At 44.5% G+C, this 25737-nt stretch carries 26 protein-coding genes and 5 pseudogenes; 23 read left to right on the top strand and 8 right to left on the bottom strand.

What is annotated here, in order from left to right; genetic code table 11:
* Window positions 1–23: 23 nt before the first annotated feature.
* From thiM to EOS97_RS00360, 3 genes are read left to right on the top strand one after another with little or no spacing between them, the layout of a single operon-like run.
* Complete coding sequence (gene thiM / locus EOS97_RS00370) at window positions 24–821, top strand: hydroxyethylthiazole kinase (RefSeq protein WP_001182164.1); 798 nt, start codon at window positions 24–26, stop codon at window positions 819–821.
* On the top strand, window positions 808–1608 hold the full coding sequence (gene thiD, locus EOS97_RS00365) for a bifunctional hydroxymethylpyrimidine kinase/phosphomethylpyrimidine kinase (RefSeq protein ID WP_000822242.1): 801 nt from the start codon (window positions 808–810) through the stop codon (window positions 1606–1608). The genes thiM and thiD overlap by 14 nt, the downstream gene beginning before the upstream one ends.
* Before the next feature lie 35 nt (window positions 1609–1643).
* Window positions 1644–2390 carry a GntR family transcriptional regulator gene (locus tag EOS97_RS00360; RefSeq protein ID WP_000434057.1) on the top strand — a complete coding sequence of 249 codons (747 nt, stop codon included), beginning with the start codon at window positions 1644–1646 and terminating at the stop codon, window positions 2388–2390.
* Here EOS97_RS00360 and EOS97_RS00355 read toward each other — a convergent pair.
* Genes EOS97_RS00355 through EOS97_RS00345 form a run of 3 tightly spaced genes read right to left on the bottom strand, consistent with a single transcriptional unit; the run spans window position 2364 to window position 5598 of the window.
* Window positions 2364–3329, bottom strand: a complete 966-nt coding sequence (locus EOS97_RS00355; protein ID WP_001012667.1) for a PfkB family carbohydrate kinase — start codon at window positions 3327–3329, stop codon at window positions 2364–2366. The genes EOS97_RS00360 and EOS97_RS00355 overlap by 27 nt on opposite strands.
* Window positions 3326–4330 carry an ADP-ribosylglycohydrolase family protein gene (locus EOS97_RS00350; RefSeq protein ID WP_000642787.1) on the bottom strand — a complete coding sequence of 335 codons (1005 nt, stop codon included), beginning with the start codon at window positions 4328–4330 and terminating at the stop codon, window positions 3326–3328. The genes EOS97_RS00355 and EOS97_RS00350 overlap by 4 nt, the downstream gene beginning before the upstream one ends.
* Window positions 4327–5598, bottom strand: coding sequence for a nucleoside permease (locus EOS97_RS00345; protein WP_000858692.1), 1272 nt, complete (start codon window positions 5596–5598; stop codon window positions 4327–4329). The genes EOS97_RS00350 and EOS97_RS00345 overlap by 4 nt, the downstream gene beginning before the upstream one ends.
* A 253-nt stretch (window positions 5599–5851) precedes the next feature.
* Between EOS97_RS00345 and fbaB the strand changes: the two genes are divergently transcribed.
* Window positions 5852–6904: a class I fructose-bisphosphate aldolase gene (fbaB, locus tag EOS97_RS00340; RefSeq protein WP_000129590.1), complete on the top strand. Its 1053-nt coding sequence runs from the start codon at window positions 5852–5854 to the stop codon at window positions 6902–6904.
* 52 nt (window positions 6905–6956) lie between these two features.
* On the opposite strand, the gene yegS is transcribed toward fbaB, so the two are convergent.
* Entirely contained in the window at window positions 6957–7856 is a 900-nt protein-coding gene (gene yegS, locus EOS97_RS00335) for a lipid kinase YegS (RefSeq protein ID WP_001273393.1), read from the bottom strand.
* 564 nt (window positions 7857–8420) lie between these two features.
* On the opposite strand from yegS, the gene steD reads away from it, so the two are divergent.
* Window positions 8421–8756 (top strand): type III secretion system effector SteD, encoded by a 336-nt coding sequence (gene steD / locus EOS97_RS00330; RefSeq protein WP_001805517.1) that lies wholly within the window; start codon window positions 8421–8423, stop codon window positions 8754–8756.
* A gap of 121 nt (window positions 8757–8877) precedes the next feature.
* Complete coding sequence (locus EOS97_RS00325) at window positions 8878–9294, top strand: CesT family type III secretion system chaperone (protein WP_001805516.1); 417 nt, start codon at window positions 8878–8880, stop codon at window positions 9292–9294.
* A gap of 35 nt (window positions 9295–9329) precedes the next feature.
* Here EOS97_RS00325 and sseK2 read toward each other — a convergent pair whose 3' ends face one another.
* Window positions 9330–10376, bottom strand: a complete 1047-nt coding sequence (gene sseK2 / locus EOS97_RS00320; RefSeq protein ID WP_077906545.1) for a type III secretion system effector arginine glycosyltransferase SseK2 — start codon at window positions 10374–10376, stop codon at window positions 9330–9332.
* 449 nt (window positions 10377–10825) lie between these two features.
* Window positions 10826–12187, bottom strand: coding sequence for a tRNA 5-hydroxyuridine modification protein YegQ (yegQ, locus tag EOS97_RS00315; RefSeq protein WP_001517981.1), 1362 nt, complete (start codon window positions 12185–12187; stop codon window positions 10826–10828).
* Between the two features lie 163 nt (window positions 12188–12350).
* On the opposite strand from yegQ, the gene EOS97_RS00310 reads away from it, so the two are divergent.
* From EOS97_RS00310 to EOS97_RS00230, 17 genes and pseudogenes are all read left to right on the top strand, one after another.
* Window positions 12351–12968 carry a hypothetical protein gene (locus EOS97_RS00310; protein WP_000977171.1) on the top strand — a complete coding sequence of 206 codons (618 nt, stop codon included), beginning with the start codon at window positions 12351–12353 and terminating at the stop codon, window positions 12966–12968.
* A 24-nt stretch (window positions 12969–12992) separates the two neighbouring features.
* Window positions 12993–13190 (top strand): hypothetical protein, encoded by a 198-nt coding sequence (locus EOS97_RS27440; protein ID WP_001805514.1) that lies wholly within the window; start codon window positions 12993–12995, stop codon window positions 13188–13190.
* A gap of 434 nt (window positions 13191–13624) precedes the next feature.
* Window positions 13625–14044 (top strand): hypothetical protein, encoded by a 420-nt coding sequence (locus EOS97_RS00300; protein WP_000502180.1) that lies wholly within the window; start codon window positions 13625–13627, stop codon window positions 14042–14044.
* A gap of 550 nt (window positions 14045–14594) precedes the next feature.
* The gene (locus EOS97_RS00295) at window positions 14595–15038 is read left to right on the top strand and encodes a hypothetical protein (RefSeq protein WP_000646714.1); all 444 of its coding nucleotides are present in this window, start codon (window positions 14595–14597) and stop codon (window positions 15036–15038) included.
* A gap of 390 nt (window positions 15039–15428) precedes the next feature.
* A pseudogene (locus EOS97_RS00290) lies at window positions 15429–15700 on the top strand (ISAs1 family transposase); the annotation flags it as partial.
* 507 nt (window positions 15701–16207) lie between these two features.
* Window positions 16208–16444 (top strand): annotated as a pseudogene (locus EOS97_RS26875) (RHS repeat-associated core domain-containing protein); the annotation flags it as partial.
* A gap of 441 nt (window positions 16445–16885) precedes the next feature.
* Window positions 16886–17350, top strand: a complete 465-nt coding sequence (locus EOS97_RS00280) for a hypothetical protein (RefSeq protein WP_000241161.1) — start codon at window positions 16886–16888, stop codon at window positions 17348–17350.
* A 565-nt stretch (window positions 17351–17915) separates the two neighbouring features.
* Entirely contained in the window at window positions 17916–18908 is a 993-nt protein-coding gene (locus EOS97_RS00275) for a PstS family phosphate ABC transporter substrate-binding protein (RefSeq protein ID WP_024144435.1), read from the top strand.
* Between the two features lie 137 nt (window positions 18909–19045).
* Window positions 19046–19372 (top strand): hypothetical protein, encoded by a 327-nt coding sequence (locus tag EOS97_RS00270; RefSeq protein WP_000152158.1) that lies wholly within the window; start codon window positions 19046–19048, stop codon window positions 19370–19372.
* A gap of 142 nt (window positions 19373–19514) precedes the next feature.
* Window positions 19515–19745 (top strand): annotated as a pseudogene (locus tag EOS97_RS00265) (DUF6531 domain-containing protein); the annotation flags it as partial.
* The gene (locus EOS97_RS27435) at window positions 19693–19896 is read left to right on the top strand and encodes a polymorphic toxin type 34 domain-containing protein (protein WP_127836100.1); all 204 of its coding nucleotides are present in this window, start codon (window positions 19693–19695) and stop codon (window positions 19894–19896) included. The pseudogene EOS97_RS00265 and the gene EOS97_RS27435, both read left to right, overlap by 53 nt.
* Before the next feature lie 61 nt (window positions 19897–19957).
* Entirely contained in the window at window positions 19958–20824 is an 867-nt protein-coding gene (locus EOS97_RS00255) for a HEAT repeat domain-containing protein (RefSeq protein ID WP_000864150.1), read from the top strand.
* A 204-nt stretch (window positions 20825–21028) separates the two neighbouring features.
* On the top strand, window positions 21029–21463 hold the full coding sequence (locus EOS97_RS00250; protein WP_001213035.1) for a sel1 repeat family protein: 435 nt from the start codon (window positions 21029–21031) through the stop codon (window positions 21461–21463).
* 371 nt (window positions 21464–21834) lie between these two features.
* Window positions 21835–22212, top strand: a complete 378-nt coding sequence (locus EOS97_RS00245; protein ID WP_000357797.1) for a hypothetical protein — start codon at window positions 21835–21837, stop codon at window positions 22210–22212.
* 199 nt (window positions 22213–22411) lie between these two features.
* Complete coding sequence (locus tag EOS97_RS00240; RefSeq protein WP_000037401.1) at window positions 22412–22909, top strand: hypothetical protein; 498 nt, start codon at window positions 22412–22414, stop codon at window positions 22907–22909.
* Window positions 22910–23023: 114 nt separating this feature from the next.
* Window positions 23024–23262, top strand: a pseudogene (locus EOS97_RS26995) (IS1 family transposase); the annotation flags it as partial.
* Window positions 23263–23382: 120 nt separating this feature from the next.
* Window positions 23383–24120, top strand: coding sequence for a hypothetical protein (locus tag EOS97_RS00230; RefSeq protein WP_024135436.1), 738 nt, complete (start codon window positions 23383–23385; stop codon window positions 24118–24120).
* A gap of 130 nt (window positions 24121–24250) precedes the next feature.
* On the opposite strand, the pseudogene EOS97_RS00225 reads toward EOS97_RS00230, so the two are convergent.
* Window positions 24251–24556: pseudogene (locus EOS97_RS00225) on the bottom strand (tetratricopeptide repeat protein); the annotation flags it as partial.
* A gap of 18 nt (window positions 24557–24574) precedes the next feature.
* Window positions 24575–25686, bottom strand: a protein-coding gene (locus tag EOS97_RS00220) for an IS3 family transposase (RefSeq protein ID WP_095055964.1) whose coding sequence is annotated in 2 segments (ribosomal slippage) — window positions 24575–25425 and window positions 25425–25686 — 1113 coding nt in all. Because the reading frame shifts where the segments join, the coding sequence is not laid out codon by codon here.
* Between the last annotated feature and the right edge of the window lie 51 nt (window positions 25687–25737).

Raw genomic sequence — 25737 nt, 5'->3', positions numbered from 1 at the left:
TTCACGCGGGCAGGAGCTGAACCATGCAGCCTGACCTGCACTGCCGCACGCTTGCGGCGCATACGTTAAAACACTTTCGCGCGCTCTCCCCGCTTACGCACTGTATGACGAATGACGTCGTACAAACGTTTACCGCCAATACGCTGCTGGCGCTGGGCGCTTCACCCGCCATGGTGATTGATCCCGTCGAGGCCAGACCGTTTGCCGCCATCGCCAACGCCTTGCTGGTTAATGTCGGAACCTTAACCGCCTCACGCGCTGACGCGATGCGTGCGGCGGTAGAAAGCGCTTATGATGCCAAAACGCCGTGGACCCTTGATCCTGTCGCGGTGGGCGCGCTGGAATTTCGTCGGCGATTTTGCCTGGATCTCTTGTCCCTGCGCCCGGCGGCAATACGCGGCAACGCCTCGGAAATCCTGGCGTTATCCGGCATGGCGCTGGGCGGACGCGGCGTAGATACCACCGAGGCGGCGTTGGCCGCACTGCCTGCGGCGCAGGCGCTGGCGCGTCAGATAGACTGCATCGTTGTGGTTACCGGAGAGGTAGATTACGTCACTAACGGTCAGCGCACGCTGAGCATTCCCGGCGGCGATCCGTTAATGACTCGCATTGTAGGCACCGGCTGCGCGTTGTCGGCGGTCGTCGCCGCCAGTTGCGCGTTACCGGGCGCCGCGCTGGACAATGTCGCGTCGGCCTGCTGCTGGATGAAACTGGCTGGACAGGCCGCGGCAGAGCGTAGCGAAGGACCGGGCAGCTTCATCCCGGCTTTTCTTGATGCGCTCTATCATCTGGATGTGGAGGCGGCCAATGAAGAGAATTAACGCGCTGACGATTGCCGGTACCGATCCCAGCGGCGGGGCCGGTATCCAGGCGGATCTCAAGACCTTTTCCGCGCTGGGCGCATATGGCTGTTCGGTCATCACCGCGCTGGTGGCGCAAAATACCTGTGGCGTACAGTCGGTGTACCGGATAGAGCCGGACTTTGTCGCCGCTCAACTTGATTCCGTGTTCAGCGATGTGCGCATTGATACCACGAAAATCGGGATGCTGGCGGAAACCGATATTGTCGAGGCCGTGGCGGAACGACTACAGCGCCATCATGTACGTAATGTGGTGCTGGATACGGTGATGCTGGCGAAAAGCGGCGATCCGTTGCTCTCGCCCTCTGCGATAGAAACATTACGCGTCCGGCTGTTGCCGCAGGTATCGCTGATTACGCCTAATTTGCCGGAAGCCGCAGCGTTGCTGGATGCGCCCCATGCGCGTACGGAACAGGAGATGCTGGCGCAGGGGCGGGCGTTACTGGCGATGGGGTGTGAAGCGGTATTGATGAAAGGCGGGCATTTAGAGGATGCGCAAAGCCCGGACTGGCTCTTTACCCGTGAGGGCGAGCAACGTTTTAGCGCGCCGCGTGTGAACACCAAAAATACGCATGGAACGGGCTGTACGCTGTCGGCGGCGCTGGCGGCGTTACGGCCCCGGCATCGCTGTTGGGGAGAGACGGTAAACGAGGCGAAGGCATGGCTTTCGGCGGCGTTGGCGCAGGCGGACACGCTGGAAGTGGGGAAGGGCATTGGTCCGGTACATCATTTCCACGCGTGGTGGTAGTATACTGCCTACAGACCCGTCGTCAGGAAAGATAAATGGAACAAGCGCATACCCGGCTCATCGCGCAACTGAATGAACGAATTTCAGCGGCGGATAATACGCCGCTATACATGAAATTCGCCCAGACGGTAAAGGATGCCGTGCGCAGCGGTATTCTTGAGCACGGTAATATTTTGCCTGGCGAACGCGATCTCAGCCAGCTTACCGGCGTCTCGCGCATCACGGTACGGAAAGCGATGCAGGCGCTGGAAGAAGAGGGTGTCGTCACGCGCGCCCGTGGCTACGGTACGCAAATCAATAATATCTTTGAATATTCCCTGAAAGAGGCGCGGGGATTTTCTCAGCAGGTTGTCTTGCGCGGCAAAAAACCGGATACGCTATGGGTTAACAAACGCGTGATAAGTTGTCCGGATGAGGTCGCGCAGCATCTGGCGATCCCCGCAGGCAGCGACGTCTTTTTACTCAAACGCATTCGTTATGTTGATGAGGACGCGGTATCGATTGAAGAGTCCTGGGTGCCCGCGCATCTGATTCATGATGTCGACGCGATTGGTATTTCTCTGTATGACTATTTTCGTCGCCAGCACATTTACCCTCAGCGTACCCGATCTCGCGTTAGCGCCCGGATGCCGGATGATGAGTTTCAGTCGCATATTCAAATGGATGGTAAAGTGCCGGTGCTGGTGATTAAGCAGGTGGCGCTCGATCAGCAGCAGCGGCCTATTGAATACAGCATCAGTTATTGTCGTAGCGACCTATACGTTTTTGTGTGCGAGGAGTAGCGCCTCGCGCGTGGGCGCGCAGTCGCCGCCGCGATGCCCGACCACCCAGCTTGCCACCGCATTTCCCAGCAGTACGGCATCCGCGAGCGGCCAGCCTGACGCCAGTCCTGCCAGCACGCCGCCAGCATGGCTGTCGCCCGCGCCGATGGTATCCACCACGGTTGCCGGAAACGCTGGCACAACGCCGGAAGATTGCGCGCTAAAATACCACGCTCCGTCTTTATCATGGCGCACCACCAGCGGCGCGGAAAAGCGTTTTACCCATGCTTCGCCGAAAGTGCGCGTATCGGTCGCAAGCCCGGCGCGTTCCGCGGCGATGATGGCTTCCTGGCGGTTGAGGGAGACGATGGGCCGGCAGGCCATAATGCGCGCCATTACATCGTCTGTAATATCACCGATTCGCGGGCCAAAATCGATAAAAGGCGTGACATCGTCGACGGTTTCCAGCCACTGGATCATTGGTTCGCCACAGGACGAGGCCAGTTGATAGCCGGACAGGTAGACAAGACTGCCCCGCGGTGTCCTGAGCTGCGACAACCAGTCTGCATTCCACTGGTTTTCCACGCCGCTAAAAGACATAAACGTGCGTTCGCCATCCGGTTCGACTAACGCCAGACACCAGCCGTTATCTCCTTCAACCGCGTCAATCACGCTGGATAATCCCTCTTTTGCCAGACGGCGGCGAATCCTCTCCGCCCACACGCCCTGGCCCAGCGGCAGCGCATTGCTGGCGTCAATCCCCAGTCGTTTCAACGCCACGGCAATATTCAGCGCACAGCCGCCGACATTGACGCTCTGTTGTTGCAGTTCAATATCGCCTCCGCGACGCGGCAACGTCCAGGCGTCGGCAATGATATCGATTACTGCCGCGCCGATAACGGTGAGCGGACGCCGGGTATGCAGGGTCGGTAATAATGTCAGCAACCGTGCGCCGTTCATAGTGCCTCCCGCCGTTGACGATAACTCGCCAGCGCAACGGCATAGCGCGCAAAATCCAGCTGATTAACCTCGTCCAGCGTTTGCTTTAACTGGGGGTTAATGGCGCTTACCCCGTGCAACGCGCCGCAAATGGCGGTAGCCATCGCGCCGATAGTGTCGGTATCGCCGCCGAGGTTAGCGCACAGCACGGCACAGCGGTTAGGATCGGTATTCGCCAGCTCCACCATGGCGATAGCGCAGGGAACCGATTCAATGGTGCTGGTTCCCGCGCCGATGATCTGATAGAGCTGTTCGCTGGCAGATTCGACGCCGTCGGCGTGGCGGACAATGTTTAGCGCCAGTTCCAGACGTGCCGATAGCGAGGCGCTAAACGTGGTAATACGCGCTGTCTGCGCCTGATGGGCGATGGCGGGGAGCGAGTCGGCAATACTTTGCCACGTGTCGCCGTTAACCGCTCGCGAGACGGCCCAGGCGACAACCACGGCGCCAGCCACCGCCAGATCGGATTTATGCGTCGGGCTGGAGGCTAACGCTACTTCTGCTATAAAGGCTGTCAGGTTAGTTGGCGGCAACAGGCAGCCCAACGGCGAAACGCGCATGGCCGCGCCGTTAGTCACGCCGTTATTTTCCAGCGCCGCGATCGGTTTGCCGTCGCGAATCGCATTCAGCGCAATTTTTGACGTCGGGCCGAGTACATTTTTATTGAACGCATCAAAGCGTTCCGCCCAGGCGAGGATGTTACGCCCAATAATCTCGGGATCAATGTTGCCTTCGCATTCGAGTAGCGCGTCGGCCAGGCAGAGCGCCATTGCGGTATCATCCGTAAACTCCGCGCGGTTAAAATAGCAGGCGGCATTATTCTCTTTTGGCCCGGGCAGAAAGCGGTCAATCCAGCCGAAATGCGCTTTGACGCGCGTTCTCGGCCACAGCTCAGAGGGCATTCCCATCGCATCCCCTAACGCTTGCCCGTAAAGAGCACCGAGAATACGTTCTGCTTTCATTTTACTTCCCCTTGTGTCAACGCAATATCGCGATCGTCAATAGCAGTGATCTCTTTGTCCGATTCGCGAAAGAAAATCATAAACAGTAGCGCGATGACGGCAATCATCACTGCGCCAAACGTCCACATGCCCGCCCAGTTGAATGTCAGACCGTTAACCGGTTGCGGATAAGCAAACATTTTTTCCATCATCACGCCGCCGAGACGATAGCCCAGCAGGCTGCCGAATCCCTGACAGCAGAGGGTGATAAGCCCTTGCGCAGCGGTACGCATATGAACCGGCGCTTTTTTATCGACATAAATGTAGGCGGTGACGTAGTAGAAATCGTAACTCACGCCGTGTAGCAAAATACCGAGGAACAGCAGGGCATAAGTGAAGTACGTTTCCGCGCCGCCATAGACAAAAAAGCCGTAGCGGATCGCAGCGGTAATAAGACCAAGTAATAATACCTTTTTAATACCAAAGCGCTTAGTGAAAAAGGGCAGAGCCAGCATAAAGAAGATTTCAGAGAACTGGCCGAGCGTCATCCAGCCGGTGGCGTTCTTCATTCCCACTTCTGTCAGGTAGCCGTTAGCGAAGATGTAGTAGAAGGCCAGCGGCATCGCAAACAGGAAGGAACAGAAGAAGAAAACGAGAAAGTTTTTATCGCGCAGCAGGACCAGCGCATCCAGCCCCAGCATCACTTTAATATCCATCTTGCCGGTGCTTTTTGGCGGCGTGTCTGGCAGACAGAACGCAAATACGCCCAGCAACGCTGAACTTGCGGCGGTTATGAGCAGTGGAATGTTGGTGGGGGAAATATCGTTATAGCCTAACATTTGCGGCAGGAATCCACAGGCGAGGCCGGAGGCTATCCACCCAATGGTTCCCATAACGCGAATGCGTGGAAAATCGCGTTCAACGTCCGGTACGTTAGCGAAGGCAATGCTGTTTGTCAGCGCGATGGTCGGCATATAGGTCAATGAATAGGCCAGAAGCAGCGGAAAGAATCCGGCGAAGGTGGTTTGCTGCGCCGCGAAATACATCAGCACGGCGCCTGCAAACATCAGTACCGCCAGGACTTTTTGCGCTGAGAAAAAACGGTCGGTAACGGAGCCGACCAGAATCGGCGACAGGATCGCCGCAATGGCGGTACAGGCATAAGACCAGCCTATTTCACCGGCGGAAAACCCGCTTTTATTTAGCCATAGCCACAGGGGGACGAACCAGGCGCCCCAGATAAACCACTCCACGAACATCATGAACGACAGTTTAAAGGTCGTTTTCATTTTTGAATCCTTCATGACAGGTAAGGTACGCCACGACAATACCATTTAATAATACCTTTTAAATACCATTGAGCATTAATTTTGACCGCTCTAACACTTTTTCGGACGTGAATCGAGTCAGCAGATAGCGCCGAAAAAATGCGCTAAAGTTGGCAAAAATGGTCGGTCAGTACCAGGCTTATTGCGACCCGCAATCTGCGGGGCAGGACTATTCACCTTCCGATACCCTATCGGAACTTACGGGAGCATAGCTATGACTGATATTGCGCAGTTGCTTGGCAAAGACGCCGACAGCCTTTTACAGCATCGTTGTATGACCATTCCTTCCGATCAGCTTTATCTACCCGGCAAGGATTACGTTGACCGGGTGATGATTGACAATAATCGTCCACCAGCCGTTCTGCGTAATATGCAGACGCTCTATAATACAGGTCGCCTGGCGGGAACAGGATACCTTTCGATACTGCCCGTCGATCAGGGGGTGGAGCACTCCGCCGGCGCTTCTTTTGCGGCCAACCCGCGCTACTTTGACCCAAAAAATATTGTTGAATTGGCGATTGAGGCCGGCTGTAACTGCGTGGCCTCTACCTACGGCGTACTGGCCTCGGTTTCACGGCGCTATGCGCACCGTATTCCGTTTTTGGTCAAACTGAATCACAACGAAACATTGAGCTATCCGACAGAGTACGATCAGACCCTGTACGCCAGCGTTGAGCAGGCGTTCAATATGGGCGCCGTGGCGGTAGGCGCGACGATCTATTTCGGTTCGGAACAGTCTCGTCGCCAGATTGAAGAGATCTCCGCCGCTTTTGAGCGTGCGCATGAGCTGGGTATGGTGACCGTATTGTGGGCTTACCTGCGTAATTCTTCCTTTAAAAAAGACGGCGTTGATTACCATGTATCCGCTGACCTGACGGGGCAAGCCAACCATCTGGCCGCTACGATTGGCGCGGATATTGTGAAACAGAAAATGGCCGAGAATAATGGCGGTTATAAAGCGGTCAACTTCGGCTATACCGACGATCGCGTGTACAGCAAACTGACCAGCGATAACCCGATTGATTTGGTACGTTACCAGTTGGCGAACTGCTATATGGGACGCGCCGGGCTTATCAACTCCGGCGGCGCGGACGGCGGCGACACTGACCTCGGCGACGCGGTTCGTACCGCGGTGATCAACAAACGAGCCGGTGGAATGGGGCTAATTCTGGGACGTAAAGCCTTTAAGAAATCGATGGCTGATGGCGTGAAGTTGATTAACGCCGTACAAGATGTCTATCTGGATAGCAAAGTCACCATCGCCTGAGTTCAACGAAGAAAAGCCGGATGTGAGCGCATCCGGCCAGCGACAGGTGTTATTAACGTAGTAACGGGCAGTCTGGTGGCAGCCGACAGCGTAATGCGCCAGGCAGCACCTCAATATGAAATTCTTGCCCGCTGAGTGGTTCGCCATCCAGATTGAACGTGATTTCATGCGGCGCATGAATATCAAACCACGCTGAGGCGCCGTCAATAATATTCGGATTGTCATCTGACTGCGTGAGCGTGGAAAACAGAGCCGGCAACAGCTCTTCGCCGGTAAAAATCCGTAGCTGTAACAGTCCGTCGTTAATCAGCGCGGTGGGACATAATTGCTGCCCGCCGCCGGCCTGACGACCGTTGCCGATGCCGATCACCAGCGCATCTCCCTGCCAGTGAAAGTTTTCGCCACGTATTTCGCAGCGGTCAGGGGTCAGCGTATCCATTCTCATCAGACCGTGAATAAGATAGGAGACGCCGCCCAACGCGGCCTTGAGTTTTTCCGGCGTTTCGGTGGTAATGCGGGTGCCAAAACCGCCCGTCGCCATATTGATAAAACAGGTTTTATCATTGACCCTGGCCATATCAATTTCCATCGCGTTTCCGGCAATCGCCAGTTTCAGCGCTTTGTCCAGCGCTTCAGGAATACCGGCGCTGGTGGCAAAATCGTTGGCAGTGCCGAGCGGCAAAAGGCCCAGTGCAGGGGCTACGCCGTCGCGGATCTGGATGAGCGCGGTCGACACTTCATTAATGGTACCGTCTCCGCCGCCGGCAATCACCGTTTCAACGCCCAGTCTACGGGCTTCATCAACGTAACGCTGCGCGTCGCCTTTTTCCCAGGTTACCCGAACGTGAATCTGTATGCCTTCGTCGCGAAGTAGAGTAATGGCCTCACGTAGCGGCTGGTTATCAGCGCTTTTGCCATTGAGGATCAGTAAGCTGGCGGGAAAGTTAGCCATCCGTTATGCCTTAATAGGTTGAACAACAATCTCCAGAAAGTGTATAGCAGAAATGAAAAAGCGAGGTCAGAACAGGATGAAAATTGAAATGTTGCGCACTTATTGCTTTACCGTTTTTCTTCCTGCTGTACGCAGCGGTAAGCGAAGCATGGTTTAAGGCAAATGGCGACAAGAGAGATGCCGGTATGCGCATTGAGTAGTGCTTGTAAGAGTGCAAGGAAACCACAAGGGGTAGTCAGACGCTTTCCGATATAGCGCCTTTAATAACGAAACGGAGAATTAACAAGACGAACATACGTCAGTTATCAGTATTAATTTCAAACTTCATAATATCAGATAAAAACCTGATATTTATTACCAAACATACTTTTTAATAGCATAAAATCGAAATGTTCTTTAGACTGCTTTGGCAGGAACAAGGCGCACTATTAGCAGTACACTATTCTTGTTATCAAATAAAACCTATTTAGATGATGACTTGGCGCGGTGTCTTATAGTCGTACCGTTGCCTGAGGTATCGCTTTTCTCATAAACATAAACAGGCATGTGCATGAAGAGGTTTATATGAATGTTACTTCAGGCGTGAATGCGCAAACGCCATTGCTCTCCCCTTCTGAACGGTGTAATGAAGAAATTCCGGCAGCTGAAATCGTTGAGTTTAACGCTCACGGCAATAAACCCAGATGTTTAATATGCGTGGGAACCACGGCATTGTTTACAGGTATTTTCAGTGGGGTATGCTCAGGGGCTGTCGCCAGTGTCAGTAGTGGTGCTGCATATACTACCGCTCTGACGGTTTTAGGCGCATCGTTTGGCATTGGGGGAATTGGTATGATGGGAATATGCGCCGGACTATACCTTAGCGCAAATGGCGTCAGAACCCGGCCAGCATGGCCATAAATGAGCAAACACAGCAAGTCATAGGGAAAAGATGAATTCCGGAGATGACACGGGGTGTTAAGCGTCCAGACCAGAGGCTTATGACTTATATAGAAACGCTTTAGATAGAGTATGGGGTGTTATGTATTCAAGAGCCGATCGCTTATTAAGACAGTTTTCACTAAAATTAAATGCCGATTCAATTGTCTTTGACGAAAACAGATTATGCTCATTTATTATAGATAACCGTTACCGTATCTTACTAACAAGCACTAACAGTGAGTATATAATGATATACGGTTTTTGCGGAAGACCTCCGGATAACAATAATCTTGCTTTTGAATTTCTCAATGCTAATTTATGGTTTGCAGAGAATAATGGACCACATTTGTGTTATGATAATAACTCACAATCATTATTACTGGCTCTCAACTTCTCACTCAATGAAGGTTCTGTAGAGAAACTTGAATGTGAAATTGAGGTAGTTATTAGATCAATGGAGAATCTGTATCACATTTTACAGGATAAAGGAATAACTCTGGATACCGATTATACGTGACGGTGGGAAGGGCGAGTAAAACAAGGCTATTATGATTATCTCCACGAGCTGGCAGTTAAACTGCTTGTGTTCATAATGATATTTTCGTGTTTAAATTCAATGAAATCGCAAAATGCGTCATAATCTTGTATATGAGAACCGTCAAAATAATGCCTCAACCCTTTACTGAGCCAGTCATTATAGGGATCGCCATAAGGTTTACTGTGCATAATTTCGAGTCCTTTTATTAATGCTGGATGCTCGCTGCGGTTAACAGCAATAATTCCATTTTCAAGGCTAACATGATTATCTTTACGACTTACATGGATAGCGATACCATCAGGTAAATACAACGTGCCGAGTTTATCAGTAAGTAACATATCTGCATCAAGATATATGCAACCGCCGCCTGGTTGCAGATGATGACAACCAGGTTTACCAGCTTCCAGAAAAACATCGCTTCCTTTTAGCAGGAAAAGATTTCTGTAGAAGTCAAACCATAAGTGACCTTTGTCTTTATTATGAGATGAAATAAGCGTTTCCTCCGGATTGTTTTTCAAGACATCTTCCAGGCTTTTTTTTACCCCGTTAAGCAAGACCTCATCTCGTTCACTTGCTGACTGAGCTTCCAGTTTGGTGATGTTTTCTAAATAAATCGTCGTTAACTTTTTATCATACATGCTATAATTAAGGTCAGAATTATAAATAACCTTTATGTTTCTATAATTTTGTTCCAATTTTGCCAATGCTTTTCTTTGTCCCTTGCTAAAATCGCCATCAACGAAAATACCAATAATTCTTTCTTTTTCTATTATAGCAGCATTGATAATATTATTAAGATAAGGGTTTTTCTGCGTATTGATAATGGGAATTTCGTTTTGACCAAATCTATCTGGATTGCGTTCAAACCACTGAAAAACGAGCGGCGTTTGGTGATCTAGTGGTAATAGAGGATAATCAACCCCAGCAAAACTTACATGGCCTGATGAGGGTGGACTGAGCGTAGGTGCGATGGTTTGAGTATTACTTTGACATGAAATCAAACCTCTAATCCGGGAAAACATTATTTTAATCCTTGTAAAAGCGGCATTAAAACGTGCCATATTTTTACACGCTTAAATTATCAGTTTTTAACCTTAATTTAATAACCTGGAAACTTTTTGTGTAAGTTCTCACAAAGCAGTTATTGATTTAATTTACTGATGTTAAACGTAAACGTCAGAATGCTAAGTCCTGAGTCTGACCGGATGCGGGAGGATTGTGACTTGCTGGCTGGCCATGAATAGTGGAGGTCTGTAAACCTAAGCGCCCATTTGCGCTTTGGTTAGTGTGGTCAATTTTGGATATGGCGGGAAGTACCACTTTTTTATTGATTAAACGCAAAAAATAAGCCTGCGTAAGGGAGATTACGCAGGCCAAGGAGGTGGTTCCTGGTACAGCTAGCATTTATGGGTTATGTTTTTCAGCGCGTTGAATAATACCCGCATTGAGCGAAGCGGTATGTGATCAATTTCTAAGAATCTTCCCGTCATGAAAAAATAACCGCAATTAACTACTTAGCATGGGGGTTACGCGTTGATTCGCCTGAGAAATTACGCATCAATAGTGCGTAATCCAGCGTAACGTCCTGCGGGACGGGCATCCAGACGGTATAGCCATCGCCAGGCGCCACCGGCATAGCGTCGCCTTTGGCGTTCTCCATCTGTTCCAGGGTGAAATTGATATTTCCCTGCGGTGTCATCAGCTCCAGACTATCGCCAACGGAGAATTTATTCTTCACCGCCACGGCCGCCAGTTGGCCTTTACGCTCGCCGGTGAACTCGCCGACAAATTGCTGGCGTTCGGAAACGGAGTACCCGTACTCGTAATTCTGGTAATCGTCGTGCGTATGGCGACGCAGGAAACCTTCGGTATAGCCGCGATGAGCCAGACCTTCCAGCGTTTCCAGCAGCGTAGGGTCGAAGGGTTTACCCGCGGCGGCGTCGTCGATGGCCTTACGGTAGACCTGCGCGGTACGGGCGCAGTAATAAAAGGATTTGGTGCGGCCTTCGATTTTCAGCGAGTGGACGCCCATTTTCGTCAGGCGCTCCACGTGGGCGATAGCGCGCAAATCTTTTGAGTTCATGATATAGGTGCCATGCTCGTCTTCGAACGCGGTCATGTATTCGCCCGGTCTTTGGGCCTCTTCTATCATAAACACTTTATCCGTCGGCGCGCCGATACCGAGCGTCGGCTCAACGTTCTGTACCGGAATCGGTTCGTGCTTATGCACGATGTTGCCGACAACGTCTTCTTTTCCTTCCTGCACGTTATATTCCCAACGGCAGGCATTGGTGCAGGTGCCCTGATTCGGATCGCGTTTATTGATGTAGCCGGAAAGCAGGCAGCGGCCGGAATAGGCCATGCATAGCGCGCCGTGGACGAAAATTTCTATTTCCATATCCGGTACCTGCTGGCGAATTTCCTCAATCTCTTCCAGCGACAGCTCGCGGGAGAGAATCACACGGGTCAGCCCCATCTGCTGCCAGAATTTTACCGTCGCCCAGTTTACGGCATTAGCCTGTACCGACAGGTGAATCGGCATTGCCGGGAAGTGCTCGCGTACCAGCATAATCAACCCTGGATCGGACATGATCAGCGCATCCGGGCCCATCTCGACGACGGGTTTCAGGTCACGGATAAAGGTTTTGAGCTTGGCGTTATGCGGGGCGATGTTCACCACCACGTAGAATTTTTTTCCGAGCGCGTGGGCTTCGTTGATGCCAAGCTGCAAATTTTCGTGATTGAATTCGTTATTACGCACGCGTAAAGAGTAGCGCGGTTGGCCCGCATAGACGGCATCGGCACCGTAAGCGAAAGCGTAACGCATATTTTTCAGCGTTCCCGCCGGCGAAAGGAGTTCTGGTTTAAACATCATTTTCTCGTTCTGATGACAGGTCAGATCCGCCTCACCTGATGAGGCGGCTTGAGGAGAGTCCTCACTTTAAGGGCGGGCATTGTACGCTTACGGACAGGCCGAGTAAATATTGCGAGAGTATATTGGCGCTAATAGAACACCGGATGTTAATGGAGAGCCAATGATGAAAATGAGCCGCACGGCCATCGCGTTGAGTCTGCTGGGAATGGTCGCGCATCCCGTTTTTGCCGCTCCGTCGTTTGAAGAGACGGCAAGACAGGTGATTATCGCTTTTCAGCAGCGAGACAACGCGAAAATTAATGCCCTGATTGATAAAAAAGTTGGGATGTATGTGCTGTACCGAATTGGGGCTGGGGTTGATTATAAGTGGATGAAAAGTTTTGATATTAATAAGCCGATACCCGGTTTTAACTACCTGTTGGGGCAGGTAGGTTGGTTTTCAGAGCATATTCCTGTGGATAACGAATTTGATCACCACACGGAGGTTGAGTACGTTTGTGAAAAGGGATGGGATCACGCCGGTTTTTTTGTCAGCTATACCGGTACTAATAATGCGCTGCTGACGTTTAGCATGGTGAATGGAGCGGATAATGGGGATCAGGCGTCTGATACCCGTATAGCAAACGCCAGGCGGCTTGAGCTGCAATCAGAGCGAGTGGTGGCAGTGCCGAAAGAATGGGGTGATGGTTTGATTTTTCATCTGAGCGAGCTTCATGGCTTGGGCAAAGGGTGGAGTTTAACGCTGCTGGATTTGGTCACGGAAGATTGTAGTGCGTGAGGCATATATGTTTAATCAGGGTAAATGGCTGCTTATTTATATCTTTCTGCTATCAGGATGTTATGGCACCCCCTCAATATTCAGAATTTAAATAAAGCATTTCCTGAATATGAAACTAATTCACTAAAAAATAAAGGTGAAATCACCTCGGCAACATGCATTAAAGAAAATACAAAAGGTCATTTGACTTATTATAGCGTCAGTGATCCCGTCTTTGACTAATTTGGCTCACGTTATGTATCCACTATGGGGAATCTTTATATATTCCGAAAAAAAACACAATGATATTCTTAATGCAGATAAGAGAGTAATCTTAGGGTGTGCAGGTTTGTAAACCAGGGTATGGCGGTAGCGTTATTTTTTAACGAGATATCATCAGAGGTAGAATTAACGATCGCAGACGATACTCAGTACTAAGAGGAAATCAGGTTGAGGTTGAAAAGAAAATGATAAATACCTATTGATAAGATGGAATCCATTGAATCTACTTATTAGTAGATTTTATTATAAAAAATATATTTTTCTTGATGTTTTTTACGCATTGCGCAATAGCAAATCCTTGCCGCCTTGATGCAACTTGAATGGTTTTGTGTATAGTGTGACAATGCTGAATACTGAATTGATACCTTCTACATATTAAATCAGGGGTTAGTGGTATGGGCGATTTTATAAAGTATCTATTTATTTTTTCTTGCTTATGGAGCGCAAATACTTTTGCGATTACTCAAACTCAATGGGATGGTAACTTTAGAGTCGAGGAACTTGGCGAGGAGTTAAATGATGGGAGTCAGGTTTTTTTACAATATAATTTAAAGATAGATAGTAAAAATAATCGTGCTTCTTTATCCATGACAACCTGGCATGCGGGGATAACATGCATTGGTGACTACTCTTTAAAAATCAATTCTGGTGTTTTGGCATTATACTATAACGGCGACGAGGAAAATGCATGTCCATATCCATCACCGCAATTTGAGATAAGCAATAAAGGAAAAGCATATTATATAAAAGGAAAAATGTTTTCATATTCTCAGCCTGGTGAATGGTTGCCACTCAAACGTATTACACTAAAATAATTCTATATTTGATAAATTATGATGATGAAGTTAATGATGGTATGAAATATTAATTGGATATGTCGTGAACATATTTTTGTTATATGTTTTCAATGTGTATGACAAGAAAATTTGCATGAAAAGATTATATGAGACGGTTTGAAAAATGAATGAAGTTCACATAAAAGCAAGGTCATTCTGAAACGAATTTGTCAAATTTACTGAATTATATATCAATAATTCCTGACTATCGACAATAATGTGAAATCGAGTACAAACTCACGGATTTGTAGTAATTAGGGCAAAGAACAAGTCAGATAAAAAATTTCTCATTATTTATTCAAAAAGCAAGTGCAAACTGTTAGTTTGATTTGTACTTCTTCATAGAAGTGTTGAATAATATTGACGTCAAACATGTTCTGCCTTTTTTTACTAAACTGAGTAAGGTAACTTTAATATTATAATTGCAATGATACAAAATCACATCAATATATAATGAGGAAAACTATATGCCCGCCGCCGCTCGACTAAACGACAAAGGTATGCGTTCGACTCTGGATAGAGTGTTAATATGAAAGCGAATAATGTGATTATTTTTGTGATTCTATTTTTATCCTCTGTGAGTTATTGTTTTGCTGATATGAAGATATTAAAAATAAATCAGTCCCATTATATGAGTCCTTATAATAAAGAGCCTGGGGATAGAAACTTATGCAATAAATGGGTTTTAAATGCAAGTCAGATAGAAAAAATATTTTTGTTAAGTGATAAATATAAGGAAATGAGTGATACCATGACTGGATTTTGGCTCTGGTTTCCCTGTGAAATAACGGGTGAGTTGATTTATAATAAGAAAAAGTGGCATTTTTCTATTAATGCTGCTGCCACGGCAGAATGGTCCGATGGTAAGGAAACGATATACTGGGGGTGTTCCAGGGAAAAATGTGATGACATGTTTATACTTCCATATCCAGGCCGAAGTTATATAGGTGGTGGTGGTAAATTGATTTGGTGACGAGGTAGATCTTCATCCGGGTTTTAGCCTTTTAAAATGAATTAAATTTAACCTTCAGCATCATGACGAGAGTATGAAAGTATATTTTTGCACACGCCTGGATAAAGAATAAAATAACTAGGAATCGTATATTTAGCACGTTAAATACAACTTTTTAAATACAAGTCAGTGCTGGATTTTACAGATTAATGTTGCGTTATTACTAAATTCATAAATTAATGTTTGAGTTATGGTTGTTATGATCTTTCCCTGATAGAACAGTGCATTCAGGCAGAGGTGGCATTACCATCAACAAACATAATGTTCATTTTTATGGGAGTAGGGGGGTCACCCTTATTTAAAGATTACAAAGAAATATATTTCTCATTTAATGTTAAATAACATGTGACTCATATTGTCAGTGATGTTCCTGATGAGATAATTGATTTTACATTTGAATGGAAGGGTTAAAAAACTATGTGTGACGGTATCTTTTCGTTCAGAGAAACATAGCGGAAAGAAAGAACCGGAAATGTTGGGTGAGATATTATATAAGTTCAGCGGATTTAACAGCAGAAAAATTTGCTAATGCGATGAGAAGTCATTGAGATGTGGAAAATAAATTGCACTGGCGTTTGGATGTGGCGATGAACGAGGATGATTGCAGGATAGGAAGGGGAAATGTCAAGAGCTTTTTTGAAATAATAAAATCGGGTGAATATGAAATTTGGGGATGTGAGATAATGAGATGGATAAGAATAAATATACTTAAATGTACGTTAGTATTTTGCCTGGCTTGTGGTTTTTCATTTGCAAAAACACCATGTACTAATATGTCTGATAAATTAAGTGCTGCACAAAGAGATTCTTTGCAAAATAATATCAAAAGACAACTAAAAACAGAACGATTAAATATACTCGAATTTTTTAAAGAGCAAAATAGTTCAATCGTCTATATAGAAACATATGGTGCCGATGAGGCGTTTATTTTTTATTCTGGAGATGAGTTTAAGGATGATTTTATCACAATATGGAGTGGTGCGGCTGAAATATCAGAGGAAAAAAATATAGAAAAATGGGTAAAAGATCATGTTCCATACATTCCAGATAGGTTGGCTCGATGTTTCGCATGGTACACAATCTATAGGCATGACTGATCTGATATTTAAGATAACTTTGTCGACGTGCAGAAATATGGTAAATGGGGAAACCTGTCGGGTGAGGAAAATCCGGCGTACCTGGAGCAGGTGATACGGCTGCCGGGGCAGCAATACGATGAGGAGTCGGGGCTGTATTATAACCGGCACCGTTACTATAATCCGGGGCAGGGAAGATATATTACGCAGGATCCGATAGGGCTGTCCGGGGGATTAAATCCTTATACTTACCCGCTCAATCCGGTCGTAAATATAGATCCTCTGGGGTTAGTCAATATAAATTTATTCCCTGAAAATCAATATATTCATGATATAGCCGATCATATTACAATTCCCGGGGTTTTCACTGTTGGAGTACATGGCTGTCCTTTATATGTTGAAGATGCTTCAGGTAACCCTGTAGATGTGAAAAAATTGGCGGACATGATCAGGAAAGATCGGAATTATAGAAAAGGCAAACCGATTAAGTTGATTTCTTGCTCCAGCAATGGTACTTGCTCATGAATTGACTCATGCTAATAAGAGTTGGTTTGATAAATTACTACGAGCAATTCTTCCTGACTCTTTCTTTGGAGATTATGACAATTATGAAGAGAGGCGTGTCGTCACTGGAGCCGAAAGGAATGCAGCAAAAACGTTTGGAGAGGGTACACGATATGATCACAGAGGAAGTAGCCGCATAGTATCATCACCAACATCAAGGTAATCTATATGGTAAAAACATTATTTTTTATTTTATTTTATAGTGTGGTGGGGTGCTCAATGACACATTCGGTTAATTTACAAGGTGAAAATAGAAGTTTACCTGACAATATAAAATCTGGTGGGTTTGATAGTGTAGACATTCTTTGCATTCCTTCAAGCATACAGAGTGCCATGCGGATAAATCAAGAAAATATTGAGGATGGTTATTTCTACAAAGTGTCCATACAAAAAATAAAGGCGTCTCCTTATTGGAGTGAGTTAATCAAATCACTGAATGCAACAGAGATAAAGCAGATTGACGATTTAAAAGATTTGAGGTGTGCGGTAATATTTTTAAAAGAAAATATAAAAGTTGCCTCTATATATTATGATAAAAATGGGAAGTACGGGGCTATCAATGCGACCCCAGTAATTTTTAAAGGGGGGTTGTATGATTGGATAAACGACAATTTCCCTAAATTAATAGACTAGAGGAATTGCAAAGAATTTATTTTGTTGGTGATTTGAATGCGGATTGATATTATAAATAACTGGTTTCATGAACCGTGATTTATAGTTTTATACTAGAATAACAGAAAGACGTGATCCAGATGCGATTTATAAAATTGATGTTCCAAATGATTCCTTATTTGATATAGCGGCGAAGCCGGAGCAAAAAAGGCCATTTTGGACATGGAATGCAAGTGGTAAATATGAGAAAAATTGTACCGTTGGAGCATACAGCTCTTTATCTTCGGGAGGCGTTAATATACCTTTATCATCAATTTTATCATTATCTCCAAATGATTTTTGGGATGGGTTAAAAAACTGGAAGAAGATGGAAATAGTGGTGTTAAGCTAGTTGACATGCCTTTGATAACAGGTCAGGGGGCTGATTCTTTATACTGTTTTAATTATAAATAAAATGGTATGAGTTGTTGGGAAGGATGTTGTGTTATTATTTGTGGTTTATATGATTTTAATGAAATAAATATCACTGAATAATCTTTTTTTGATTTTTTATAGAACACGTACCCAGTAGATGTTGAGGGTTGATATGAAGATTGTGAGCCTTTTCACTAAAAATGTTTTTTTGCTTGTTAATATATTTCCATTTCTGCCTTTGGGAGCGTTTTTTTTAATATCAGGGTGTGGTGTTCATGAAAATCCATATAATAGTGTAGAGGAAAGTATATGGGGGTATAAACGTACTCTTATTCAGGGGGTTCCAGAATTACGTATCACAGAAAACTGGCCGAAAGTGGATGGTGCTACGGCATTATGTCCGTTATATGCTTCAGCTTATTATGCTCTAAATGTTCCACCAAAAAATAGCAGCATGGGGCGAGATTACACTGTGCCCGTATCACGCACCTCTGAAGCATATAATCGTATTATAAATGGTAGGGCTGAGATTATTTTTGTCGCCCAACCTTCCGAAGGTCAGAAAAAACGTGCCGCTGATGCCAACGTTAAACTAATTTATACTCCTTTCGCCAGAGAAGCCTTTGTCTTCATTGTTAACACTAACAATCCAGTAAATTCACTCACCGAACAACAGATTCGCGATATTTTCAGCGGTAAAATTACCCGATGGAGTACGATTGGTGGTGGTGGTGAGCGTATTCAGGTATGGCCTCGCCCGGCAGACTCTGGTAGCCAGACAATCATGTTGGCGAAAGTGATGAAGGATACACCGATGCTGCCAGCGAAAGAATCTACGATAATCGATCTGATGGGAGGGGTTATTCATAAAGTGGCTGATTATCAGAATACCCAACCGTCTATTGGTTATACTTTCCGTTACTATGCTACACAGATGAACAAAAATATCAGCAAAAATATTAAACTACTGGCAGTAAATGATATTTCTCCAACGATTGAAAATATCCGTAACGGCAGTTATCCATACATTGTTGATGTTTATATGGTCACTCGCGAAAAAACGACTGTGGAAACTCAGAAAATGGTGGGTTGGTTTTTAAGCCCGCAAGGGCAACAGCTGGTACAGGATGTGGGGTATGTACCACTATATAATACGTTACATTGAGACAGTTTATCGGGTTACATTGGGAATTGGTTTTTCATTGATATGGTTATATAAAATCATTTAACACTCAAAACTGATATTTATTTAATCTTATAATTGAAATAACCTTTAATATTTATAATGAGGGTTGGTGTTATATGACAATTGGTTCCTTTTTAAGGAAAATCATTCCGTTGCCTTTTGTTTTTATTTGTATATACACGACATTCTTTCTGTATATATTGATTAAGGCGCCTGATATATATAATGCAGTATTTTTTGTTTATTATTCTGGTGTTCCATCATCTATTTTATATGTCTTTTTTGATGCTTATTTTTCCCTGCCAACACATGGAAGTGTCTATTTTGATGTTGCTATTATGTATCTTTTGGGAGTAATTCAGTATGGGGTTATTGGCTGGATTTGCCAGAAGATCTTTCAGGCTGGCTGTTTTGTTATAAAAAAATATTTCCTGCATAAATAATCGTCATATCGAACAAGGGCCGTGGTTGTTGTGTCGAGTTTTGTGTTACAGAAAAGTGGTTGTTTGATGTAAGGGTACCTTAAGGTCGATGCGATAAATAAATATCAGGCAAGATAATGGTAAATAACAAAAGGAATAATGTATGAGCGGAAAACCAGCGGCGCGCCAGAATGATATGACAGCAAAAGGCGGCCCGATAGTCCAGGGTTCAGCGGGAGTGCTGAGAGGCGCGCCGACAGGCGTGGTGTGTTCGGTATGTCCGGGTGGAATGACGTCCGGCGAGCCGATAAACCCGCTGCCGGGGGCGAAGGTGCTGCCAGGTGAGATCGACTTCACGCTGCCCGGCCCGCTGCCGTTCATACTCACCCGCGCCTAATCAAGCTAACACAGGAATACAGAAGCTGGTTGATTCATTAATAAGTGAGCGAGGGCAAGGTACAGGTAAGAAACCTGGCCGATGTGAGATGCTCGAAGAGTTAATTGCAGATGGTAGATTTACTGCACTGGAGACAAGTACACCATGAAGGCATGGGGATGCAAACATTCACGGCAATCCAAAGATAAAATTACCAAGTGATAATCGTTATGAAAGTTATTGAAAAATACAAACAAAAAAAAGAAAGAAGAGAGATTTTTCTATATGAAAACTATAAAAACTACACCATAGAACAACTCACTCCTATTTTGTATGATAATAACCACTTAAAAAGAAATGCTGCTATATTTTGCCTGCAAATATTAAGTGGAGACGATGTTTTTAATTTATCCATGAATCTTTGTCATTCCAGGGATAACTATAAAAAGAAAATTGGAGTTACTATTTTAAGTCAAATGACCATGTCATATGAGAAACTGCGAAAATCTTTTTGTTTTTTAGAAAACATGTTCCAGCTCAATAAATCAGTCTTGATAAGAGCCTCTATTATCAATGCGTTAGGGCATTTTTGTAAAAAAGACAAACACTTCGAAAATAAATTTATTAATTTATGCACTAAAGTAATTCATGATAAATCGGCAAATGTTCGATGTGCAATTGCAGCAGCACTATCAAATATTAATGATAACTCGACAATACCTTTATTGCTATGTTTACTTCGTGATAATAATAGCGACGTGAAGAATTGGGCTGCATTTTCTATAAATTTCAATCAATATGACACCGAGGATATCAGAGAGGAGTTTGTGGGGATGTTATTGGATACGAATGATGATATAAGAATTGAGGTTATATCAGGTCTGGCAGAGAGAAAGGATGAACGTGTTCTGGAAACCATAATTAAAGAACTTAAGAAAGATGTGATTTTTGATGAAATTATTATTGCAGCCGGGAATGCCGGGAGTAAAGAATTACTTCCTATTCTAAATGAACTATTAAATGAATTTAGAGATGAACGTATTATAGACAAAATTAATGAATCGATAAAAAAAATAAAAGAAAATGTTTGTGAATAATAGTCTGTCTGTGCTACTGCTAATGACATATAAAATTATCTGGTGTCGAGATTACAACTGATGTCGATGGTATGATTTGCTGCAAAGGAGGAATATCATACAGGACCCGATAGGGCTTATGGGGGGATTAAACCCGTATCAACGACCACTGGAACGCTTCAGAAACCAGGCGATATAAAATAAATTTATATGATGAGGAAATAAATGCGATTTGTTATTGTATTTATAATGTTAATAGTATCATTTTACACATTTGGTGGCAAAATGGCTAAGTCTAAAGACGATAATAAATGGAGGTCGGAATCCACTTCCACCATCTATAATCTAACGGATGAGCAAAAATTCGAGCTTGAAAACAAATCGAAAGATGGAGACTCGGAAGCATCATTTCGATTATATCAATATTATTGCTTCACCATAAATAACATTGACGAACAATTAAGGTATTTGGAGATATCTGCATCTCAAGGAAATATCATAGCTCAATATAATTATGGTATTTATTTATCCAATACAAATCCAGCCTTTTCAAAGTATTATGATTTGGACAAAGCTATTTATTGGATGGGATTGGCTTCAAAAAATGGTGATATAGGTGCTCAAAACAAGCTACAAGAACTGGAAAAATTAAAGAATTAGCTATGAGGTAAAAGTTTTTATTATCAATGAGTTATGTGAATATTAGCCAAGAGGGACGGGCTGACGCCGGAGCAGATGACGGGGCAACTGGAGCCACACCATGAGCTGGAGAGAAAACTCTACCTTTGCCACTGTGACCATATTCTGATGGAAAAGTAGAGCCTTGGGGGGAGGGTATGTTGGTCCAAACAAGAAATGGATACAACTCAACCAGGGTCAATTTGGCCGGGATCTTAAAAAATGCATTGAACTAAAACGGGTCTATTTGCAGAAGCACTGCGGATGCTGTGCTTTATGAATTGTCTACTGGTGAGAAGGTCGGCGGCAGAGAATATATTGAAAGATTTACAGCGAGCTTTAAGGGGAGAGTAATGGATAAAATTATTGCTGACTATGTGGATAAATTTAGTTCTTTTTCGGACTCTATATCAGAAACAATTGGGTCCGTTAATGAGTATTGGATTCCTGATGAGCCACCGTTGATTATGCTATTTTCGCAGATTGGTAAGTCTTTGGTAGCGATATTTTCTGAACTTGATTGTGTTAAAAAAGGGTTATTGTTTAAATATATTGAAGATGGGATGGCTTCAGATAATGATGAATTAGCCACTGTCATAGCAACAGGTCTTGTTGAGGCAATAGTTACATCGACAGACGCCAATCAACATTTATGGGGGGAAATAGAGGGGTTGTTGGGAGTAAAATCTAAGGAACATGCTCTGGCTTGGAGTAATTTTGGGAAATCATGATGGTATTTATTTAAATATGTAGAATCCGGTAATGACGCAAATTTAGTGATAGTGATTGATTGTCAGATACCAGCTAATGTTCTTATCGTGCCGTGCATTTTTTCTGACTTTGAAATATTGGTTTTGAAAAGGATGCCTATGCGACAGGGAATAAAATAAAATCTGATATGAAAAAAATAACTGATGCAGGTGATAATTTATGTCAAAAAAATTTTTCTCTATAATTATGGTCATATCATTCGTTGCGGCGATAACAGCTTGCCAGTCTTCTATTCCTGAATATGTCAGGAGTACCCTCAACGGGCACTCTATCCAGGATGTTTTGGTGTATATGAAGGGATTGCCTTTAGATAAAAGGTATGATTTTTATTATTATGGTACACGTGCTAAAAGACCATATCCATTATGGATGGCTGATGGTATTGCCCCTATGGGATCGAAGGCTATTCCTCTATTGAGAGACAAACTTTCCACCACAAATAGTTCTTTTGAAAAAATGACAATTATATATTTGTTATCTGTGATGTCAGTTCATGGTTGCTATGATGTTAAGTCTGACAGCGAATTGTTTTCGTTGGTTATGCAGAAGGAACGTGAATTAAATGATGATAATTATCATGATTATATCACTAATATGAACTATTTTTATGAGTTTGGAAGTTCTTTAAATAGTACAGAAAGAATAAAGTGTGAATAATGTGGTGTTTTGTAAACGAGCTCCATCCTCCGGGGCAACGTTTTGTGGAGGATGCAGGGGGTAATGCCTTCAATCGATAGAATTTATGGTATGTACTGTTATTTTAGGTTTTCTATGGTTACTGTTGCCATTCATTGCCCCGTTGCCTTTCAGATGAAATTTATCGTCATGGTCATAGTTCTGCCCGGCATGAGCGCTTTCGTTGCCGGTCATGTAGACGTGTTTTCCAGTTGTCTTATACCTGTGAAGCCCGTACGCTCGGCGTTAAATACCATATTGTTGATATGGCCTTCAATGGTGCTGACGTGCGCGATACAGCAAAAACGCTAAAAATTGGTATCAACACCGTCATCTGCACATCTTAATAATTGACGCTTATTTAGCAATCATATCATGAGTTTTTAATTGAAAAATACAATAATGCATGATGACAATATTTTATTATATAGTTTTCAACATATAACCCAATATTAATGCCGATTATGAATAATTATAGATTAACTTTTTCTTTATATTTCCTGCGTTCGGTAATGTTGCTTAGCATCATTTTAACAAGTGTTGGTTGTAATAATCAAAAGAGTAAGAAATTGGTTCTTCCTGTTGATTCCACGCAGTTTACGCAATTGGCTTGTTATTATAAGGATATTAATTCCGATGATAATGTAATGGAATTAAAATTACCAGGTGAATATAAAGAGAAAACTAACTTATTTAATCAACAGGAAATTAAGGTGCCGGTAAAAGGTGAGAATTTTCTTTCTCCGTATATTGGTGATGGTGTCCGTTATTATGAATTAGGGTACTTTGAACATGATGGTAATACTTACAAATTGATAATTTATAATAAAATTGGAGAGTCTGATACGTTATTACTTAATGTACAAATAAATAGTTATGATGCAAAAGGAAACCTGGTGGATGCTTTATTACTTAGTAGCTTTTTTGCTTATGAAGATATCGTGCGTTTTTCTGATTTTGTCATCCGCCAGGATTACACAATAAGCATTGATAGTTATGTTATATATAGGTGGTATGAAGACAGCAAAGATGGTCATCTTGTAACTATAAAGTTTAAAGATCAGGCGCCTCAGATTTATATAAAGGAACAATATCAAATGGAAAATGGTCGGTTCAAATTGATATCCAGAAATGAAGTATCACAGGGTAAAAAAAAGAAGCGAGCGTTAAATATACCATGCTTACGACATTAATAATTGTAATGGAGGTGTTGAGGTAATATGGATAGCAGGAAAGAATGAGGAACGTTATGAGAATTATAAATAGATTGTTAATTTCAACCGATCTCAGGTTAATCATAAAATTTCAGTTTCCACGCCAGATTTATTCAACGCGCAGATAGTGCCCGTCGGCGCGGACATTTGCGCCAAAACCGCAGTCCACAAACGTATCGGTGCTGGCATCAATGGTTTCACAAGAAAAAGCCAGCGAAATGTCGCAGTGAATATCATCGCCTTCCCGAAGCGCCACGATGGTTTTATCGTTTTCCAGCGTTACCGTTGCGGAGAACTCGCCGATATTGGGGCCGAAGTAGATCCCCATTAAACCGAACCAGTAACCCTGAAAATTAACCTGATAGCGTGATGGGGTGGGTAATGCCTTCACGCTAAGCACGTTCCAGGAGGCGCGCCTGTAAATAGACCCGTTTTAGTTCCAGGCATTTTTTGAGATCCCGGCCAAATGATTGTGTTGCCGATATTCCTCCGGCGTCATATTGTTCAGTGATTCATGAGGGCGTTCACAGTTATATTCTGACACCCATCTTTCCGTGATTTCCCGCGCTTCATTCAGCGTTCTGAACAGATAAAAATCGAGTATTTCTGTACGGTATGTTCGGTTAAAGCGCTCAATAAAAGCGTTCTGCGTCGGCTTACCCGGCTGAATAAATTCCAGTTTTACTGCATGTTGCTCTGCCCATTCAGCCAGTGCAAGTGAGATAAATTCCGGACCATTATCCATGCGTAGCATGACCGGATAGCCACGATTTGCCGCGATCCTGTCGAGTACACGGACCACTCGTGGGGCTGGCAGATTCAGATCTATTTCAATCGACAACGCCTCACGGTTAAAGTCATCAACGACATTGAACGTGCGAAAACGACGCCCACAGACCAGGGCATCATGCATAAAATCGACAGACCAGCTCTGGTTCAGCGCTTCCGGTGTGGCCAGTGGCGAGGGGTTACGCACCGGCAGCCGTTGTTTGCCCTTACGGCGAAAATTCAGCTTCAGCAGACAATAAATACGGTGGATCCTTTTGTGATTCCACATGTATCCCTGCCGCCGCAGAACCTGAAAAAGCTTCGGAAAACCGTATCGTGGATACCGTTCAGCTGCTGCCTGCAATGCGGTAATAACGGGTTCGTCACGTGTGTTATCCGGACGGTAATGATAAACCGTTCTGCTCAGGTTCAGGCTCCGGCAGGCCTGACGGATACTGAGTCCGAATGCCGTTATCAGATGAGTGACCAGCTCACGCTTAAAGGCTGGTTTTAAAGCTTTTTTTCGATAACGTCTTTCAGCGCCCGGTTCTCAAGGCTCAGGTCGGCAAACATCTGTTTGAGGCGTCGGTTCTCGTCCTCAAGATCTTTTATCTTTTTAATATCAGAAGCTTCCATGCCGCCGTATCTGGACTTCCAGTTATAGTAGGTGGCCTCAGAGATACCGGCCTCCCGGCAGACATCTTTAACGGTTCGTCCAGCTTCAACCGACTTAATCACAGTGATGATCTGATGCTCAGTAAAACGGGCTTTACGCATAGCGATCTCCTTCGTTGGCAGATTGATTATGCCGGATGATCTCTAAATGTG

The organism is Salmonella sp. SSDFZ54 (assembly GCF_004010735.1).
GTDB lineage: Bacteria > Pseudomonadota > Gammaproteobacteria > Enterobacterales > Enterobacteriaceae > Salmonella > Salmonella enterica.
Note: the sequence above shows the minus strand (reverse complement) of the source record. Positions and strands in the feature narration are given on the sequence as shown.